The 16,256-nt window shown below is 71.9% G+C and carries 15 protein-coding genes; 4 read left to right on the forward strand and 11 right to left on the reverse strand.

The genetic code is table 11. From position 1 onward, the window contains the following. Positions 1-21: 21 nt before the first annotated feature. Genes H1D33_RS20545 through H1D33_RS20555 form a run of 3 tightly spaced genes read right to left on the reverse strand, consistent with a single transcriptional unit; the run spans position 22 to position 3,796 of the window. The gene (locus tag H1D33_RS20545) at positions 22-906 is read right to left on the reverse strand and encodes a sugar ABC transporter permease (RefSeq protein ID WP_181571600.1); all 885 of its coding nucleotides are present in this window, start codon (positions 904-906) and stop codon (positions 22-24) included. After that, positions 903-2,543 (reverse strand): ABC transporter permease subunit, encoded by a 1,641-nt coding sequence (locus tag H1D33_RS20550; RefSeq protein WP_181571599.1) that lies wholly within the window; start codon positions 2,541-2,543, stop codon positions 903-905. Before H1D33_RS20550 ends, H1D33_RS20545 begins: the two co-directional genes overlap by 4 nt. Beyond that, positions 2,543-3,796, reverse strand: coding sequence for a sugar ABC transporter substrate-binding protein (locus tag H1D33_RS20555; RefSeq protein ID WP_181571598.1), 1,254 nt, complete (start codon positions 3,794-3,796; stop codon positions 2,543-2,545). The genes H1D33_RS20550 and H1D33_RS20555 overlap by 1 nt, the downstream gene beginning before the upstream one ends. A gap of 197 nt (positions 3,797-3,993) precedes the next feature. Between H1D33_RS20555 and H1D33_RS20560 the strand changes: the two genes are divergently transcribed. Further along, entirely contained in the window at positions 3,994-5,103 is a 1,110-nt protein-coding gene (locus H1D33_RS20560) for a LacI family DNA-binding transcriptional regulator (protein WP_246411974.1), read from the forward strand. A 120-nt stretch (positions 5,104-5,223) separates the two neighbouring features. Continuing rightward, on the forward strand, positions 5,224-6,858 hold the full coding sequence (locus tag H1D33_RS20565; RefSeq protein ID WP_181571597.1) for a glycoside hydrolase family 13 protein: 1,635 nt from the start codon (positions 5,224-5,226) through the stop codon (positions 6,856-6,858). A gap of 151 nt (positions 6,859-7,009) precedes the next feature. Here H1D33_RS20565 and H1D33_RS20570 read toward each other — a convergent pair whose 3' ends face one another. From H1D33_RS20570 to H1D33_RS20595, 6 genes are all read right to left on the reverse strand, one after another. Further along, positions 7,010-7,453 (reverse strand): hypothetical protein, encoded by a 444-nt coding sequence (locus H1D33_RS20570; protein ID WP_181571596.1) that lies wholly within the window; start codon positions 7,451-7,453, stop codon positions 7,010-7,012. A gap of 73 nt (positions 7,454-7,526) precedes the next feature. After that, on the reverse strand, positions 7,527-7,901 hold the full coding sequence (locus H1D33_RS20575) for a GntR family transcriptional regulator (RefSeq protein WP_181571595.1): 375 nt from the start codon (positions 7,899-7,901) through the stop codon (positions 7,527-7,529). Beyond that, positions 7,898-8,845: a YihY/virulence factor BrkB family protein gene (locus H1D33_RS20580; RefSeq protein ID WP_181571594.1), complete on the reverse strand. Its 948-nt coding sequence runs from the start codon at positions 8,843-8,845 to the stop codon at positions 7,898-7,900. Before H1D33_RS20580 ends, H1D33_RS20575 begins: the two co-directional genes overlap by 4 nt. A gap of 56 nt (positions 8,846-8,901) precedes the next feature. Then, complete coding sequence (locus H1D33_RS20585; RefSeq protein WP_181571593.1) at positions 8,902-9,447, reverse strand: 2'-5' RNA ligase family protein; 546 nt, start codon at positions 9,445-9,447, stop codon at positions 8,902-8,904. Positions 9,448-9,461: 14 nt separating this feature from the next. Continuing rightward, positions 9,462-10,487 (reverse strand): tryptophan--tRNA ligase, encoded by a 1,026-nt coding sequence (gene trpS, locus H1D33_RS20590; RefSeq protein WP_181571592.1) that lies wholly within the window; start codon positions 10,485-10,487, stop codon positions 9,462-9,464. Positions 10,488-10,520: 33 nt separating this feature from the next. Further along, a complete protein-coding gene (locus H1D33_RS20595; protein ID WP_181571591.1) occupies positions 10,521-11,534 on the reverse strand; it encodes a hemolysin family protein in 1,014 nt (337 codons plus the stop codon). A gap of 173 nt (positions 11,535-11,707) precedes the next feature. On the opposite strand from H1D33_RS20595, the gene galE reads away from it, so the two are divergent. Both galE and galK read left to right on the forward strand, forming a co-directional pair. Then, positions 11,708-12,694, forward strand: a complete 987-nt coding sequence (gene galE / locus H1D33_RS20600; protein WP_181571590.1) for a UDP-glucose 4-epimerase GalE — start codon at positions 11,708-11,710, stop codon at positions 12,692-12,694. Between the two features lie 56 nt (positions 12,695-12,750). After that, positions 12,751-13,905 carry a galactokinase gene (gene galK / locus H1D33_RS20605; RefSeq protein ID WP_181571589.1) on the forward strand — a complete coding sequence of 385 codons (1,155 nt, stop codon included), beginning with the start codon at positions 12,751-12,753 and terminating at the stop codon, positions 13,903-13,905. 58 nt (positions 13,906-13,963) lie between these two features. Here the strand turns inward: galK and H1D33_RS20610 are convergent, their stop codons facing one another. Next, positions 13,964-15,268: a sulfate adenylyltransferase subunit 1 gene (locus H1D33_RS20610; protein ID WP_181571588.1), complete on the reverse strand. Its 1,305-nt coding sequence runs from the start codon at positions 15,266-15,268 to the stop codon at positions 13,964-13,966. Beyond that, a complete protein-coding gene (cysD, locus tag H1D33_RS20615) occupies positions 15,268-16,179 on the reverse strand; it encodes a sulfate adenylyltransferase subunit CysD (RefSeq protein ID WP_181571587.1) in 912 nt (303 codons plus the stop codon). Before cysD ends, H1D33_RS20610 begins: the two co-directional genes overlap by 1 nt. Between the last annotated feature and the right edge of the window lie 77 nt (positions 16,180-16,256).

The raw sequence follows: 16,256 nt of genomic DNA on the forward strand, positions 1-16,256 counted from the left end.
CGCAGCGTGAGCCGAGGAGGCTCAGCCCTTGACCGCTCCGGAGGTGAGGCCGGAGACGATGTAGCGCTGGAGCAGTTGGAACACCAGCACCGTGGGGATCGCGGTGAGCAGCGTGCCCGCCGCGAACATCCCGAAGTTGTTGTTGCGCTCCCCCGCCACCAGGCCGTACATGCCGACCGCGAGGGTCTTCGAATCGGTGTTGGTGAGGAACACGTTGGCGATGATGAACTCGTTGATCGACCCGATGAACGCGAGCAGGCCGGTCACCGCCAGGATCGGCGCCACCAGCGGCAGCATGATCCGGAAGAAGACCTGCACGTGCGACGCGCCGTCCATGGTCGCCGACTCGTCCAGCTCCTTCGGCAGGGTGTCGAAGAAGCCCTTCATCAGCCAGGTGTTCGCGCCGAGCGCGCCACCCATGTAGAGCAGGAACAGGCCCCACGGGGTGTTGAAGCCGATCCCCGGGTAGAGGTCGGTGATCGTGGTGAAGATCAGGAAGATCGCCACGATCGCCAGGAACTGCGGGAACATCTGGATCAGCAGCAGCGTGAGCAGGCCGATCCGGCGCCCGGCGAACCGCATCCGGGAGAACGCGTACGCGGCCAGCGCCGACAGGAAGATCGACGCGAAGCTGGCCACGCCCGCCAGGAGCAGCGAGTTGAGGAACCAGTGGCCGAACGCGGTCCGGTCGAACAGGTTGGTGAAGTTCTCCAGCGACGCCCCGGTCGGCAGCAGCTCGGTGGAGGAGAGCGTGCCGAGCGGGTTGAGCGCCGCGGAGATCACGAACATGATCGGGAAGAGGCTGAACAGCACGGCCAGCACGCCGACCAGGTGCCGCCAGCCCACCAGGGCGAACCACCGGCCACGCGACCGTCGGGCCACGGGGGTCTCCGCGAGGCTGGTCACGAGTACACCTCCTCCTGCTTGCGGGTGCGCCGGAAGCTGATCGCCGACACCGTCGCCACGATCGCGAAGATGAAGATCGAGACGGTGGCGGCCAGGCCGTACTCGGCGCCCTGGGCGCCGAACGCCAGCCGGTAGGTGTACGTGATCAGCAGGTCGGTGGCGCCGTTGCGCGGGTTGTCCGGCGCGAACGGCCCACCCTCGGTGGTGAACAGGATCGCGTTGACGTTGTTGAAGTTGTACGCGAACGACGCGATCAGCAGCGGCGAGAGCGCCACCAGCAGCAGCGGCAGGGTGACCGCCCGGAACGACTGCCAGGGCGTCGCCCCGTCGACCGAGGTCGCCTCGGTCAGCTCCCGCGGGATGGCCTGGAGCGCGCCGGTGGCCACCAGGAACATGTACGGGTAGCCGAGCCAGAGCTGCACCAGCAGCACCGCGATCCGGGCCGACCAGGCGCCGCCGAACCAGTCGACGTCCAGCCCGAACAGGTTGTTGAGCAGGCCGAAGTCGGTGTTGAACATGTCCCGCCAGACCAGCAGCATCGCGAACGACGGCATGGCGTACGGCAGGATCAGCAGCACCCGGTAGAAGTTGGTGCCCCGCATCCGGGGCGAGTGCAGCGCGAGCGCGATGGCCATGCCGAGCAGGAAGGTGAACCCGGTGGAGCCGATCGCGAACGCGAAGTTCCAGGCCAGCGTGCCGAAGAACGGACCGGAGATGTTCGGGTCGGTGAGCACGGCGCCGAAGTTCTTCAGCCCGACGTTCACCTTCCAGCCCTGGGTGAGCCGTTCCCCGTCGGCGGCGACGAAGGAGCCGACCTTCTCGTCGGCGGTCCAGGTCTTGCCGGTCTCGCTGTCCTTGACGCAGTCGCAGCCGGCGTCGTACGCCCGGGCCGCCTTGCCCTCGTAGGCCCGGGTGAGGCCGTTGGAGCGGATCGCGCCGTCGTCGGTCGGCACGATCAGCGCGGTGACGGCGTCGCTGCGCCCGCTGGCCTGCCCGATGTTCAGCACGGTGTAGCCGTCGGCGGCGGTGATCTTGCCGCTGAGGCTGCTGACCGTGACGTCGGAGGCGTCGAGCTGGCGCAGCCCGCCCGCGTCACCGGCGAAGACCTGCTTGGTCTTCGGGTCGCTGAGCAGGAAGACCAGGTCGCCGGTCGCCGGGTCGCCCTTGGTGGCGATGGTCAGCGCGTACTCGGTGGAGCCGGGGACCTGCTTCACCGAGGAGGTCTGGATGGCGACGACCGCGTCGTCCTTGCTGCCGCGGTGACCGTCGCCGAAGTTCGTGAACGCGGTGCTGGCGGTGAAGAGCACCGGGAGCACCTGGAAGGCGATCAGGAAGAGCGTGCCGGGGACCAGGTATTTCGCCGGGATGTGCCGGCGGCCCAGGTAGAGGTAGAACAGGGCGGCGGTGGTGGCGACCAGGACGCCCAGCCCGATCCAGTGTCCGGCCTCGATGAGCGGGAACGCCGCCCAGATCGCGATCCCGGCCACCAGGCCGAGCAGGACCACCTTGACGACGAGGCCGGTCGCGGTGATCGGCGCGTGGTTCCGCGCGGTACGGGACGTGCGCGGGAGCCCGGGGCGGGCGGGCTCCCGGCCCGGGGTCCGCGTGGACCCCGGGCCGGACAGCGGCGCGCTCATTACTTGATCTGACCCTGGATGGTCTTGCCAGCGGCCGTGATCGTCTTGGCCGGGTCGGCGCCACCGATGACGGCGGCCTCGGCCTTGCCGAACGGGTCCCAGATCGCGGCCATGGCCGGGATCGCCGGGAGCACCTGGCCGTTCTTGCCGGCCTCGGAGAACTTGGCCAGGTCCGGGTCCTCGCCCTTGACCTGGTCGAAGGCGGCGGTCAGCGCCGGCGGGCGCGGCTCGGCCTTGTACAGCGCGACGGCCAGCTCGGGCTTGGTCACGTAGTTGGTGACGAACTCCTGGGCCAGGGCCTTGTTCTTGCCCTTGGCGGCGACGTAGAACGCCTGGACGCCCACGAACGGCTGGGCCTCCTTGCCACCGGCGAAGCCGGGGACCGGGGAGATGTCGTACTTGATGCCGGCCTTCTTGGCGTCGGCCACGGCCCACGGACCGGAGACCAGGAAGGCGCACTTCTTGCCGGTGAAGGTGGAGATCGAGTTCTCCGGGGTGATGGACCGCTTCAGCGCGCCGTCGCCCTTCTCACCGAGCTTCGCGATCTTCTGGAACGCGGCGATCGACTCCGGCTTGCCCACGCCCAGGTCCTTCGGGTCGTAGTCGCCGTTGGCGGCGGTGCCGAACAGGTAGCCGCCGGCCGAGGAGTACAGCGGGTAGATGTGGTACGCGTCGCCGTTCTGGCCGGACTGGAGGCAGAGGATCTCGCTGGCCTTCTTCTCCGCCTTGAGCTTCTTGCCGGCGGTGACCAGGTCCTCGATCGTCTTCGGCGCCTCGGGGGCCAGCTCGGTGTTGCGGAGCAGCGCCAGGTTCTCGGTGGCGTAGGGCACGCCGTAGAGCTGGCCGTTGAAGGTGACCGCCTTGACCGCGGTCTCGTTGAAGCCCGCCTTCTGCTCGGCCGTGAGCTGGACCGGGTCGATGGCGCCGTTCTGGACCAGGTTGCCGATCCAGTCGTGCGCGCCGACCACGGCGTCCGGGCCGGAGCCCTGCTGGGAGGCGGTGACGAAGTTGGTCTGCAGGTCCTTCGAGACGGCCTGGACCTCGACGGTCACGCCGTTCTCCTTGCCGAACTCCTCGGCGAAGGGCTTGAGGGCGGCGGTGCGCTTGTCGTCGGCCCAGATGACCAGCTTGCCACCGGTCGCCTTGCTGGCGGACTGCTCGGCGGCCGGCTTGTCGCTGCCGCTGTCACCACAGCCGGAGGCGGCGAGCGCCAGGCCGAGGACGGCGACCACACCCGCGGTACGGATGCGCATCGGTACTCCTGTCGTCATGGCGGCCCGCCGGGGGAAGGGCGACCGCCAGTGGAAACCTCTGAAAGTTCTTGCTGACCGGCGCGGGGGTGCTGCGCCGCTGCTCTCGCATGTTGCGGGGACGTTAGCAAGAGGTTGCAGAGAATGGAAGGGCTTGCAGAAGTGTACGCAAGACTTTGCCGTTGAGCTAAAGTGCCGCCATGCGCGCTCGACTATCCGACATCGCCCAACAGGCCGAAGTCAGCGAGGCCACGGTGTCGCGGGTGCTCAACGACCGCCCCGGAGTGGCCCCGGAGACCCGGCAGGCCGTCCTCACCGCCCTCGACGTGCTCGGCTACGAACGACCGGCCCGGCTGCGCAAGCGCAGCGCCGGCCTGGTCGGCCTGGTGGTGCCCGAGCTGGAGAACCCGATCTTCCCGGCGTTCGCCCAGGTCATCGAGTCGACCCTGGCGCAGTCCGGGTTCACCCCGGTGCTCTGCACCCAGACCCCGGGCGGGGTCACCGAGGACGAGTACGTGGAGATGCTGCTGGACCGCCAGGTGTCCGGGATCGTCTTCGTCTCCGGCCTGCACGCCGACACCGCGGCCAACCACGACCGGTACCGCGCGCTGATCGCCCGGCCGCTGCCGATGGTCATGATCAACGGCTTCGCCCCCAGCATCGACGCCCCCTTCGTCTCCTGCGACGACCGGGAGGCCACCGAGCTGGCCGTCGCCCACCTGGTCGCGCTCGGCCACCGCCGGATCGGCCTGATCACCGGCCCGGACCGGTTCGTGCCGGTGCAGCGGCGGGTGGCCGGTTTCCGGGCCGCGATGTCGCGGCTCGCCGGCGTGACCGGGAACGACCTGGACGAGCTGGCCGAGCTGTCGCTGTTCGGCGTGGAGGGTGGCGAGGCGGCCGCCGGCCGGCTCATCGACCGGGACGTCACCGGCATCGTCTGCGGCTCGGACCTGATGGCGCTCGGCGCCATCCGGGCCGCCCGGCAGCGCGGCCGCTCGGTGCCCGGCGAGCTGTCCGTGGTCGGGTACGACGACTCGCCGCTGATGGCGTTCACCGACCCGCCGCTGACCACCATGCGCCAGCCGGTGACCGCGATGGCGGTCGCCGCGGTCCGCGCCCTGGTCGACGAGATCAACGGCCACGCCGCCCCGCACTCGGAATACCTTTTCCGCCCCGAGCTGGTGGTCCGCGGCTCCACCGCCGTCGCCCGCCCCACCCCGCCGTCAAGCGCCAACGCCCCACGCCCACCTCCCTGGCCGTCCCCGCCTGACCTCACCGTCCCGGGATGCGGGACAACGGGTGGCGCGTGATCGGGCTGGCCGGGAGGTGATCGCGGTCATTTCTTGCGCAAGGAATGCTTGACTCTTGCAGAGCCGGCGCGGCATTCTGCTCAGACACCCTGTGCCGCCACAGAACGGGAATCGACACCGATGACCTCCGCCGCCACCCCCGCGCCGATGACCACCGACGACGACTGGTGGCGCTCCGCGGTCGTCTACCAGGTCTACGTCCGCAGCTTCGCCGACGCGAACTCCGACGGCGTCGGTGACCTCCAGGGCATCCGGGCACGCCTGCCCTACCTGCGCGACCTGGGCGTGGACGCGCTCTGGCTGACCCCCTTCTACACCTCGCCGCAGGTCGACGCCGGCTACGACGTGGCCGACTACCGCGACGTGGACCCGATCTTCGGCAACCTGGCCGACTTCGACGAGATGATCACCGACGCCCACGCCCTGGGCCTGCGGATCATCGTCGACCTGGTGCCCAACCACACCTCGAGCGCGCACCCCTGGTTCGCCGCCGCGCTCGCCGCCGGCCCGGGCTCGCCCGAGCGCGAGCGCTACCTGTTCGCCGACGGCAAGGGCGAGCAGGGCGAGCTGCCCCCCAACGACTGGGAGAGCATCTTCGGCGGCCCGGCCTGGACCCGGGTGGTCGACGGCCAGTGGTACCTGCACCTGTTCGACCCGGCCCAGCCCGACCTGAACTGGCGTCACCCCGAGGTGCGCGCCGAGTTCGAGGACGTCCTGCGGTTCTGGCTGGACCGCGGGGTCGACGGCTTCCGGATCGACGTGGCGCACGGGATGATCAAGGCGGAGGGCCTGCCCGACGTCGGCTTCAACTCGATGACCACCGGGCAGCGCCAGTCGGAGCTGCTCGGCAAGGGCCGGCTGCCCTACTTCGACCAGGACGAGGTGCACGACATCTACCGCGCCTGGCGGCCGATCCTGGACAGCTACCCGGGCGGCCGGATGGCGGTCGCCGAGGCCTGGGCCGAGACGCCGCAGCGGCTGGCCCGCTACATCGGCCCGGACGAGCTGCACCAGGCGTTCAGCTTCGACTTCCTCGACGCCACCTGGTCGGCCGACTCGTTCCGCAAGGTCGTCGACACCGCGCTGGCCGAGTCGACGATCGTCGGCGCGCCGACCACCTGGGTGCTCTCCAACCACGACCGGCAGCGCCACGTCACCCGCTACGGCGACGGTGACGTCGGCCTGCGTCGCGCCCGGGCCGCCGCGCTGCTGATGTTCGCGCTGCCCGGCTGCGCCTACGTCTACCAGGGCGAGGAGCTGGGCCTGCCGGAGGTGCTGGACCTCCCCGACGAGCTGCGCCAGGACCCGGCGTTCCGGCGCACCGGCGAGAGCCGGGACGGCTGCCGGGTGCCGATCCCGTGGAGCGGCGAGCTGGCCCCGTACGGCTTCGGGCCGGACGGCAGCGAGCTGAGCTGGCTGCCCGCGCCGGCGACCTGGCGTGCCCTCTCGGTGGCCGCGCAGACCGGCACGCCCGGCTCGACGCTGGAGCTGTACCGGGCGGCGCTGCGGATCCGGGGCGAGCACCCGGCGCTGGCCGGCCTGAACGGCATCACCTGGCTGGAGACCGAACCCGGCGTGCTGGCGTTCCGACGCGCCGCCGGTGGCACGGAGCTGACCTGCGTGGTCAACCTCAGCGGCGCCGACGTGACGGTGACCGGCCACGGCCGGCCGCTCGTCGCCAGCGCCGACCTCACCGAGCGGGGCGACGGCCACGTCCTGCCGGTGGACTCAGCCGCGTGGTTCGAACGGCGCTGAGCCGGGTAACCCGCCAACGACCTGGTCGTCCGTTGTGCCCCGCGCCGACGGGCGGCTGGGCTGCCGACCCCTTGTGGTGGGGGGTGAGGTGGTACCGGCCCCCGGGAGTCCGCTCCCGGGGGCCGGTGTCCATCGACGCGTGCGCCGGCGCTCAACCGCCCTTGGCGGTCAGCAGCGCGGCGATCCGGGCGAACCCGGCGCGGACCTCGTCGGCGTCCGGCGGATCGGCCGGCTCCGGCTCCGGCCGGCGTTCCGCGGCCAGCTCCAGCTCGTCGTCGATGACGTCCTCGAAGTCGCCGTAGAGGTCCGCCTGGTCGGTCTCGGCCGCCTCGTCCGCGGCGGCGATCTGCGCGGCGGCGATCTCACCGCGGATCTCCTCCGGGGTGAGCGCCGGCAGCAGCGGCTCCACCACCGCCATCAGTTGTTCCTCGGCCACCACCGCCTCGGCAAGAGCCAGCGCGTGCGGTCGCTCGTACGGGCCGCAGACCACCGGCTCCCACTCGTCCTCGGCGGCCAGCGGGCCGAACGTGATGATCCACGGCAGGCCCAGCATCGGCGAGTCGTCCGGCAGGTCCAGTGTCACGAGTGCGCCCACCGGCCCATCATGGTCGGTGCGCGCCCGCGCGGGGACCGCAATCCCCCGACTCTCCCCGCTCAGGCGACCGCTCTCAGCCACGCGTACCGGCGTCCAACGCCGCTCGGACCAGGGCGAGCGCCCGCTCCGGCGACACGCCCAGGCGGTGCGCCTCGGCCGCGTAGTCGACGGCGGACCGGTGCAGCCGGTCGGTGGCGTCGTCGCGGCCCGGCGCCACCACCGTGCCGTGCCGGCCCCGGGTCTGCACCAGGCCGGCGGACTCCAGCTCCCGGTACGCCCGGGCCACCGTGTTCACCGCCAGCCCCAGGTCGGCGGCGAGCTGCCGGACCGCCGGCAGCCGGGTGCCCACCGCCAGCCGACCGTCGGAGACGGCGCTCGCGAGCTGCGCCCGCACCTGCTCGTACGGGGGCACCGCCGACTCGGCGTCGACCCGCACCCGGAGGCTCATCCCCCGCCCCCGGGCGTGCCCGGATCGGTCTCCTCGTCGAGCACGTCCGCCTCCACGTCCACCTCCCGCGCACCCGCCCCACCCTCGGCCAGGTCCACCACCCGGCCGAACCGGCTGGTGGCGGCGAGCGCGGCGCCGAAGAGCACCAACTGGTTGAGCAGGTAGAGGTAGAGCAGCAGACCCACGGCGGTCGCCACCACCGTGTACGCCGGGTTCCGCTCGGTGCGAACCACGTAGTAGCGCCCGACGGTGTTGAGCAGCGTGATCCCGACCGCGACGGTCAGCACCGCCGGGCGCAGCCGGCGGCGGCTCATCCGCAGTCGGGGCACGGCCAGCAGCAGCGCGGCGGCGAGCACCGCGTTGACCAGCACGCTGAGCACCGCGCTGATCGTTGTCAGGCCGACCGAGCCGGTGCTGCGCAGCAGGAAGCGCAGCAGCGACTCCAGCGCGTCGACGGCGGCGACCGAGACGAAGAGCAGCACGAAGACCGCGACCAGCACGCCCAGGTCGACCAGGCGGCGCATCACCAGGTTGCCGGGCTGCTGGTTGAAGCCGTACATCAGCCGCTGGGAGGAGCGGATCGCCTCCACCCATCCGATGCCGGTGAAGACCAGGATGATCAGGCCGACCACGCCGACGGTGTTGCTGCTCTCGGCGATCTGCGCCGGGTCGAGGAACGGCAGGTTCTCCCGGAGGAACTCGGCCGCCGCACGGCTGACGTCCTCGTTGTCCCGCAGCACCGCGCCGAAGATCCAGTACGCGACCAGGGCGAGCGCGAACACGGCGAAGAAGCCGTAGTAGGCGATGGCGGCGGCGAGCCGGCCGGCGAGCAGGTCGGCGTAGAGCGTCCCGGCCTGCCAGAGGTGGTCGAAGACCGGTGAGCGACCGCGGGCCAGGTCGATCCGGCGCCCGAGGGCGGCCTCGATCCGGCCGAAGACGTTCACCCCGCCATCCTCGCCGATCGCGGCCCCCGGTGGAGGCGGCCCGGCCGGCCGGGTGTTCAGCGCCGGCCGCCGAGCCGGAAGTCGCGCCGGGGCTGCCACCGGGCCGCCCCGCTGTGCGAGAAGAGGGTGAACGCCTCCACCTCGAACAGCGCGGAGAAGTCGGCCAGGTCCTCGTACGCCTTGTCGAGCACCTCGGGCGGCACGTCCTGGGCCACGGTCACGTGCGGGTGGTAGGGGAAACGCGCCTCGCGGCGCAGCTCGGGGGCCGAGTTGATGGCGGAGGCGAGCAGCTCGCACTCGCTGATCCCGGCCGCCACGGTCACGAAGACCACCTGGGTGACCGGGCGGAACGTGCCGGTGCCGCGCAGGTGCAGGGTGAACGGCAGGTGCGCGGCGGCCACCCGGGTCAGGTGTTCCTCGACGGCGGGCAGCGCGCGGACCGGGATCTCGGTGGGCCCGAGCAGGGTGACGTGGGCCGGCACCGCCTGCGGGTCACCGGCGGAGACCCGACGGCGGGTGAGCATCCCGCCCCACGGCTCGGGGACGTCCACCGCGATCCCGATCTGGATCATGTCCCCGTCGCCCGTCACGTTGTCCGACATCTCTGTGCCGGCCGCTACTCGAACCGCACCGGGGGGAGGAACCCGACCCGCTCGTACGCGGTGCGCAGCGTGTCGACCGCCACCGCCCGGGCCTTCTCCGCGCCCCGCGCGAGCAGCTTGTCGAGCTGTGCCGGGTCGTCCAGGTAGCCGTTGGTGCGCTCCTGGATCGGGGTGACGAACTCCCGCACCACCTCGGCGAGGTCCTTCTTGAGGTCGCCGTAGCCCCGGCCGTCGTACGCGGCGACCAGGTCGTCGATGCCGCGACCGGAGAGCGCGGAGTAGATGGTGAGCAGGTTGGAGATGCCCGGCTTCCCCTCCGCGTCGAAGACGATCTCGCGGCCGGTGTCGGTGACCGCCGAGCGGATCTTCTTGGCCGAGCGGGCCGGGTCCTCCAGCAGGTCGATGATGCCGGCCGGGGAGGACGACGACTTCGACATCTTGGCGGTGGGGTCCTGCAGGTCGGTGATCTTGGCGGTGTCCTTCACGATGTGCGGCACCGGCACCCGGAAGGTGGTGCCGAACAGCGAGTTGAACCGCTGCGCCAGGTCACGGGACAGCTCCAGGTGCTGCCGCTGGTCCTCGCCGACCGGCACCGCGTGCGCCTGGTAGAGCAGGATGTCGGCGGCCTGCAGGATCGGGTAGGTGAACAGGCCGACGCTGGCCCGGTCGCTGCCCTGCTTCTGCGCCTTGTCCTTGAACTGGGTCATCCGGCCGGCCTCGCCGAACCCGGTGATGCAGCCGAGCACCCAGGCCAGTTGCGGGTGCTCGGGGAGCTGCGACTGGACGAACAGCGTGCTGCGTTCCGGGTCGATGCCCAGCGCGAAGAGCTGCGCGGCAGCCACCCGGGTGCGTCGCCGGAGCACCTCGGGGTCGTGCCCCGCGGTGATCGCGTGCAGGTCCACCACGCAGTAGAACGCGTCGTGGCTGTCCTGCAGGGCCACCCAGTGCCGCAGCGCGCCCAGGTAGTTGCCGAGGTGGAACGAGTCGGCGGTCGGCTGGATGCCGGAGAAGACGCGCGGGCGGACGGGTACGTCGGACATGGCGGCAATTCTGTCAGCAAGCTCCGGCATCCGTCATGACGGGCCGGCGGGTCGGGCCGGTACCGGCGGCGGTGCGGCGTTGACCTCGCGTCGGGGCTCGGGCAGGCGCCGCGTGGAGACCGCCAGCCGGGACACCCGTCGACCGTCGAGCGCCAGCACCCGCAGCAGCCAGCCCTCCGGATCGGTGGTGTCCGGCCCGTCGCCCGGGTCGACGGCGACCGGTACCTCGTCGCCGGCCACCGGCAGGCGGCCCAGCGCGGCCATCACGTACCCGCCGACCGTCTCGTACGGGCCGGCGGGCAGCGGGACGCCGGTGCGCTCGGCGAAGTCGGCCAGGTTGAGCCGGCCGTCGACCACGGCCGGCAGCCCGGCCGGGGCCGGGTCGGACCCGTCGGCCTCGTCGTGGATCTCCCCGACCAGTTCCTCGACCAGGTCCTCGCAGGTGACGATGCCGGCGGTGCCGCCGTACTCGTCGACCACCACGGCCAGGTGGTGTCCCTCCCGGCGCATCTCGGTGAGCGCCGCGAGGACCCGCTTGCTGCCCGGCAGCCGTTTCACCTCGCGGGCCAGCTCACCGACGGCGACCCGGCCGGCCGGCTCCGGTCGCAGCAGCACGTCCCGCAGGTGCACGAGGCCGATCACGTCGTCGTGCGTGCCGTCCACCACCGGGTAGCGGGTGTGCGGGTCGGCCCGGACCAGCCGCTGCGCCTCGGCCACCGGCAGGCCGGCGGCGAGGAAGACCACCTCGGTGCGGGGCACCATCACCTCGCGGATCAGCCGCGCGCCGGCCACCAGCACCTCGTCGATGATCCGGCGCTCGTCCGCGTCGAGCAGCGTGTTCGCCGCCACCAGGTCGCGCAGCTCGGCCTCGCTGATCCGTTCCCGCCCGGCGGTGGGGCTCGCCCCGAGCAGGCTGGTGACCAGGCGGGTGGCGCCGTCGGCGGCCCGCACCACGACCCGCGCCACGGCCCGGGCCAGCGGGCGGGGTTCGCGCCGGGGCCGCCCCGACGGTCGCCGCCGGGGCCCGGGACCACCCGCTTCCCGCATGACAAGCATGGTAGACAGCGCCCGCCGGGAGGTCGGGGCGATGTGCGGATCTGTTCAGTCCTGATGGATTGTGATGGAATGGAGCGGGGCTCACTCGACAGCGACGGCACGGCCGACCGCCGTAGGGTGATCGCGAACGGCCGACACGGACGCGGCCAGGCAGGAGGACCGACGTGAAACTGCTCGTCACCGGCGGCGCCGGCTACATCGGCAGCGTGGTGACCCGGATGCTGCTCGACCACGGCCACCAGGTGACCGTGCTGGACGACCTGCGTACCGGGCACCGCGAGGCGCTCGCCCCCGACGCCACCCACGTCGACCTGCCGGTGCACGAGGCGGCCCGGGTGCTCACCCCCGACGCCGGGTTCGACGGCGTGCTGCACTTCGCCGCCCTGATCGCCGCCGGCGAGTCGATGACCCACCCCGAGCTCTACTGGCACACCAACACCGTCGGCTCGCTCGCCCTGATCGACGCGGTCCGCGCCGCCCGGGTCCCGCGAATGGTCTTCTCCTCCACCGCCGCCGTCTACGGCAACCCCACCGAGCTGCCCATCCCGGAAACCGCCGTCAAGGCCCCCACCAGCACCTACGGGGCGACCAAGCTGGCCGTCGACATGGCGCTCACGTCCGAGGCCATCGCGCACGAGCTGGGCGCCGTCTCGCTGCGCTACTTCAACGTCGCGGGGGCCTACCGGCACGACGGCGCGGCCATCGGCGAGCGGCACGACCCGGAGACGCACCTCATCCCGATCGCGCTCGACGTGGCCGCCGGCCGGCGCGAGAAGCTCCAGCTCTTCGGCGACGACTACCCCACCGTCGACGGCACCTGCGTCCGCGACTACATCCACGTCGAGGACCTGGCCCGCGCCCACCTGCTCGCTCTCGACGCGGCCACGCCGGGCCGGCACCGGATCTACAACCTGGGCAACGGCAACGGCTTCACCAACCGCCAGGTGGTCGAGGTGGTCCGTGAGGTCACCGGCCACCCGGTGCCGGTCGAGGTGGCGCCGCGCCGCGAGGGCGACCCCGCCGAGCTGGTCGCGTCGTCCGCCCTGGCCCGCGACGAGCTGGGCTGGGTGCCGGCGAAGCCGACCCTGCACGACATGGTCGGCGACGCCTGGGCGTTCTACCGCGAGCACATCGCCGGGCAGACCTCGTGAGCGCGAGGAGCGAGCCGGGGTTGCGAGCCCCGCAGTCGGGAACGAAAGGCGGCGCGGTGAGCGACGTCGCGGACCGCGCCGCCGCCGGCTTCCGGCAGCGGTACGGCACCGAGCCGGACGGCCGCTGGGCGGCTCCCGGACGGGTCAACCTGATCGGCGAGCACACCGACTACAACGACGGCTTCGTGCTGCCCTTCGCGCTCCCCCTGCGTACCGTGGTCGCTGCGGCGCCGGGGCCGGACGGGCGCTGGACGGTCCTCTCGGAGCTGGACGACGAGCCGGTGGAGTTCGACGCCGCGGCGGCCGACGAGCCCGGCCGGGTCGACGGCTGGGCCGCCTACGTGGCCGGCGTGGTGTGGGCGCTGCGCGCCGCCGGCCTCGACGTCCCCGGCGCCCGGCTCGCGATCGCCTCCGACGTGCCGGTCGGCTCCGGCCTCTCCTCGTCGGCGGCCATCGAGGCGGCGGTGCTGGCCGCGCTCGTCGACCTCGGCGACCTCGACCTGCCCACCGACCGGTGGCCCCGGCTCGCCCAGCGCGCCGAGAACGACTACGTCGGCGCGCCCACCGGGATCATGGACCAGTCCGCGGTCGTCCGGGGGCGGGCGGGGCACGCGCTCTTTCTCGACTGCCGCACCGAGGAGGTCGAGCAGATCCCGTTCGACCTCGACGCCGCCGGGCTGGCCGTGCTGGTCGTCGACTCGCGCGCGCCGCACCGGCACGCCGACGGCGAGTACGCGGCCCGGCGCAGGAGCTGCGAACAGGCCGCCGCGACGCTCGGCGTGACCGCCCTGCGCGACGTGTCCACCGCCGACCTCGACGCGGCGCTGGACCGCCTGGCCGACGACGAGACCCGCCGCCGGGTCCGGCACGTGGTCACCGAGAACCAGCGGGTGCTCGACACCGTCGCGTTGCTGCGCGCCGACCGGGTCCGCGACGCCGGCCCGCTGCTGACCGCCTCGCACGCCTCGATGCGCGACGACTTCGAGATCACCGTGCCGGAGATCGACATCGCGGTCGAGGCGGCGCTGGCCGCCGGGGCGTACGGCGCGCGGATGACCGGCGGTGGCTTCGGCGGCTGCGTGCTCGCCCTGGTCGACGCCTCCGCCGCCGATCCGGTGGCGTCCGCCGTCACGGCCGCGTACGCCGAGCGCGGCTTCGCCGCCCCCGGCACGCTCACGGTGCTCCCCGCCGGCGGCGTCGCCCGGGTGTAAGGCGGGGGCCCTTCTTAACACACGTGTGTTAAGAAGGGCCCCCGCCTTACAGAGAAGCTCAGCCGGCCTCGACGATCATCCCGGCGCCGACCGTCCGGTTGGTCGCCTCGTCGATGATCACGAAGCCGCCGGTGGTGCGGTTACGGCGGTACTCGTCGGCGAGCAGCGGCACGGTGGTCCGCAGCCGTACCCGGCCGATCTCGTTGAGCTTCAACTCGCCGGCCGACTCGTCCCGGTGCAACGAGTTGATGTCCAACCGGTAGTGCAGCTCGCGCACGATCGTCCGCGCCGACCTGGTGGTGTGCTTGATCGCGTACCTGCCGCCGACCTGGAGCGGCCGGCTCTCGTCCATCCAGCAGACCATCGCCTCGATGTCCTGCGCGACCATCGGGGCGTTGTTCGGCCGGCAGATCAGGTCGCCGCGCGAGATGTCGATCTCGTCGGTCAGCCGGACCGTCACCGACATCGGCGGGAACGCCTCGTCCACCGGGCCGTCGGCCGTCTCCACCGAGGCGATCCGGCTGGTGAAGCCGGACGGCAGCACCATCACCTCGTCGCCCGGCTTGAGCACGCCCGACGCCACCTGGCCGGCGTAACCCCGGTAGTCGGTGACGGTGGTGGACTGCGGCCGGATCACGTACTGCACCGGGAAGCGGACGTCGACCAGGTTGCGGTCGGAGGCGATGTGCACCCGCTCCAGGTGGTGCAGCAGCGACGGGCCCTCGTACCAGGGCATGTTCTCCGAGCGGGAGACGATGTTGTCGCCCTGCAGCGCGGAGACCGGCACCACGGTCAGGTCCGGCACGTCGAGCTTCGCGGCGAACGCGGTGAACTCGTCGGCGATCCGCTCGTAGACCTCCTGCGACCAGTCGACCAGGTCCATCTTGTTGACGCACAGCACCAGGTGCGGCACCCGCAGCAGCGAGCAGAGGAACGCGTGCCGGCGGGACTGCTCCACCAGGCCCTTGCGCGCGTCCACCAGGATCAGCGCCAGGTCGGCCGTGGAGGCCCCGGTGACCATGTTCCGGGTGTACTGGATGTGCCCCGGGGTGTCGGCGATGATGAACTTGCGCCGCGGCGTGGCGAAGTAGCGGTACGCCACGTCGATGGTGATGCCCTGCTCCCGCTCGGCCCGCAGGCCGTCGGTGAGCAGCGCCAGGTTGGTGTATTCGTCGCCGCGCGCCGCGCTGACCGCCTCGACGGCGGCGAGCTGGTCGCTGAAGAGCGACTTGGTGTCGTAGAGCAGCCGACCGATCAGGGTCGACTTGCCGTCGTCGACGCTGCCGGCGGTGGCGAACCGCAGCAGGTCCATCGGCCGTACGGTGGTCTCGCCGTCGGCCGGGGCCAGGGTGTCGACACTCATCAGAAGTAGCCCTCCCGCTTGCGGTCCTCCATGGCGGCCTCGCTGACCCGGTCGTCGCCGCGGGTCGCGCCGCGCTCGGTGATCCGGGTGGCGGCCACCTCCTCGATCACCTTCTCCACCGTGTCGGCGTCCGAGCGGACCGCCGCGGTGCAGGAGGCGTCACCCACGGTCCGGTAACGGACCTGGGCCTTGAACGGCTGCTCGCCGGCGCGGGCCCGGAAGAACTCGTTGACCGCGTAGAACATGCCGTCGCGCTCGATCACCTCGCGCTCGTGCGCGAAGTAGATCGACGGCAGCGGGATCCGCTCCCGGGCGATGTAGTGCCACACGTCCAGCTCGGTCCAGTTGGACAGCGGGAACACCCGGATCGACTCGCCCGGGTGGTGCCGGCCGTTGTAGAGCGACCACAGCTCCGGACGCTGGTTCTTCGGGTCCCACTGGCCGAACTCGTCGCGGAAGCTGAACACCCGCTCCTTGGCCCGGGCCTTCTCCTCGTCCCGCCGGGCGCCGCCGAACAGCGCGTCGAAGCGGTGCTTCTCCACCGCGTCGAGCAGCACCGGCGTCTGGATCCGGTTGCGCGTGCCGTCCGCCGCCTCCCGGACCATGCCCTTGGTCAGGGCCTCCGGGACGCTCGCCACGATGAGCTGCAGGCCCAGCTCGGACACCCGCTGGTCGCGGTAGTCGAGCACCTCGGGGAAGTTGTGCCCGGTGTCCACATGCATCACCGGGAACGGGATGTTGGCGGGCGCGAACGCCTTCTGCGCCAACCGGAGCATCACGATCGAGTCCTTGCCGCCGGAGAAGAGCAGCACCGGCCGCTCCATCTCGGCGACGACCTCGCGCATCACGAAGATGCTCTCCGCCTCGAGCGCGTCGAGGTGCGACACCTGGTAAGCGGCGGGGGACGTCATGACACGAACTCGATTTGCTCGGATCCGCACATCGGATTCCAGACCTTTCCGGTCGGACTCGTGAAGAAGAACGCTCA

The sequence above is a fragment of the Micromonospora ferruginea genome (assembly GCF_013694245.2).
Taxonomy (GTDB): domain Bacteria; phylum Actinomycetota; class Actinomycetes; order Mycobacteriales; family Micromonosporaceae; genus Micromonospora; species Micromonospora robiginosa.

Coding starts and splice junctions, on each gene's coding strand:
- H1D33_RS20550 (WP_181571599.1), bottom strand. CDS start 2,543: ATGAGCGCGCCGCTGTCCGGCCCGGGGTCCACGCGGACCCCGGGCCGG.
- H1D33_RS20555 (WP_181571598.1), bottom strand. CDS start 3,796: ATGCGCATCCGTACCGCGGGTGTGGTCGCCGTCCTCGGCCTGGCGCTC.
- H1D33_RS20560 (WP_246411974.1), top strand. CDS start 3,994: ATGCGCGCTCGACTATCCGACATCGCCCAACAGGCCGAAGTCAGCGAG.
- H1D33_RS20565 (WP_181571597.1), top strand. CDS start 5,224: ATGACCTCCGCCGCCACCCCCGCGCCGATGACCACCGACGACGACTGG.
- H1D33_RS20575 (WP_181571595.1), bottom strand. CDS start 7,901: ATGAGCCTCCGGGTGCGGGTCGACGCCGAGTCGGCGGTGCCCCCGTAC.
- H1D33_RS20585 (WP_181571593.1), bottom strand. CDS start 9,447: ATGTCGGACAACGTGACGGGCGACGGGGACATGATCCAGATCGGGATC.
- trpS (WP_181571592.1), bottom strand. CDS start 10,487: ATGTCCGACGTACCCGTCCGCCCGCGCGTCTTCTCCGGCATCCAGCCG.
- H1D33_RS20595 (WP_181571591.1), bottom strand. CDS start 11,534: ATGCGGGAAGCGGGTGGTCCCGGGCCCCGGCGGCGACCGTCGGGGCGG.
- H1D33_RS20610 (WP_181571588.1), bottom strand. CDS start 15,268: ATGAGTGTCGACACCCTGGCCCCGGCCGACGGCGAGACCACCGTACGG.
- cysD (WP_181571587.1), bottom strand. CDS start 16,179: ATGACGTCCCCCGCCGCTTACCAGGTGTCGCACCTCGACGCGCTCGAG.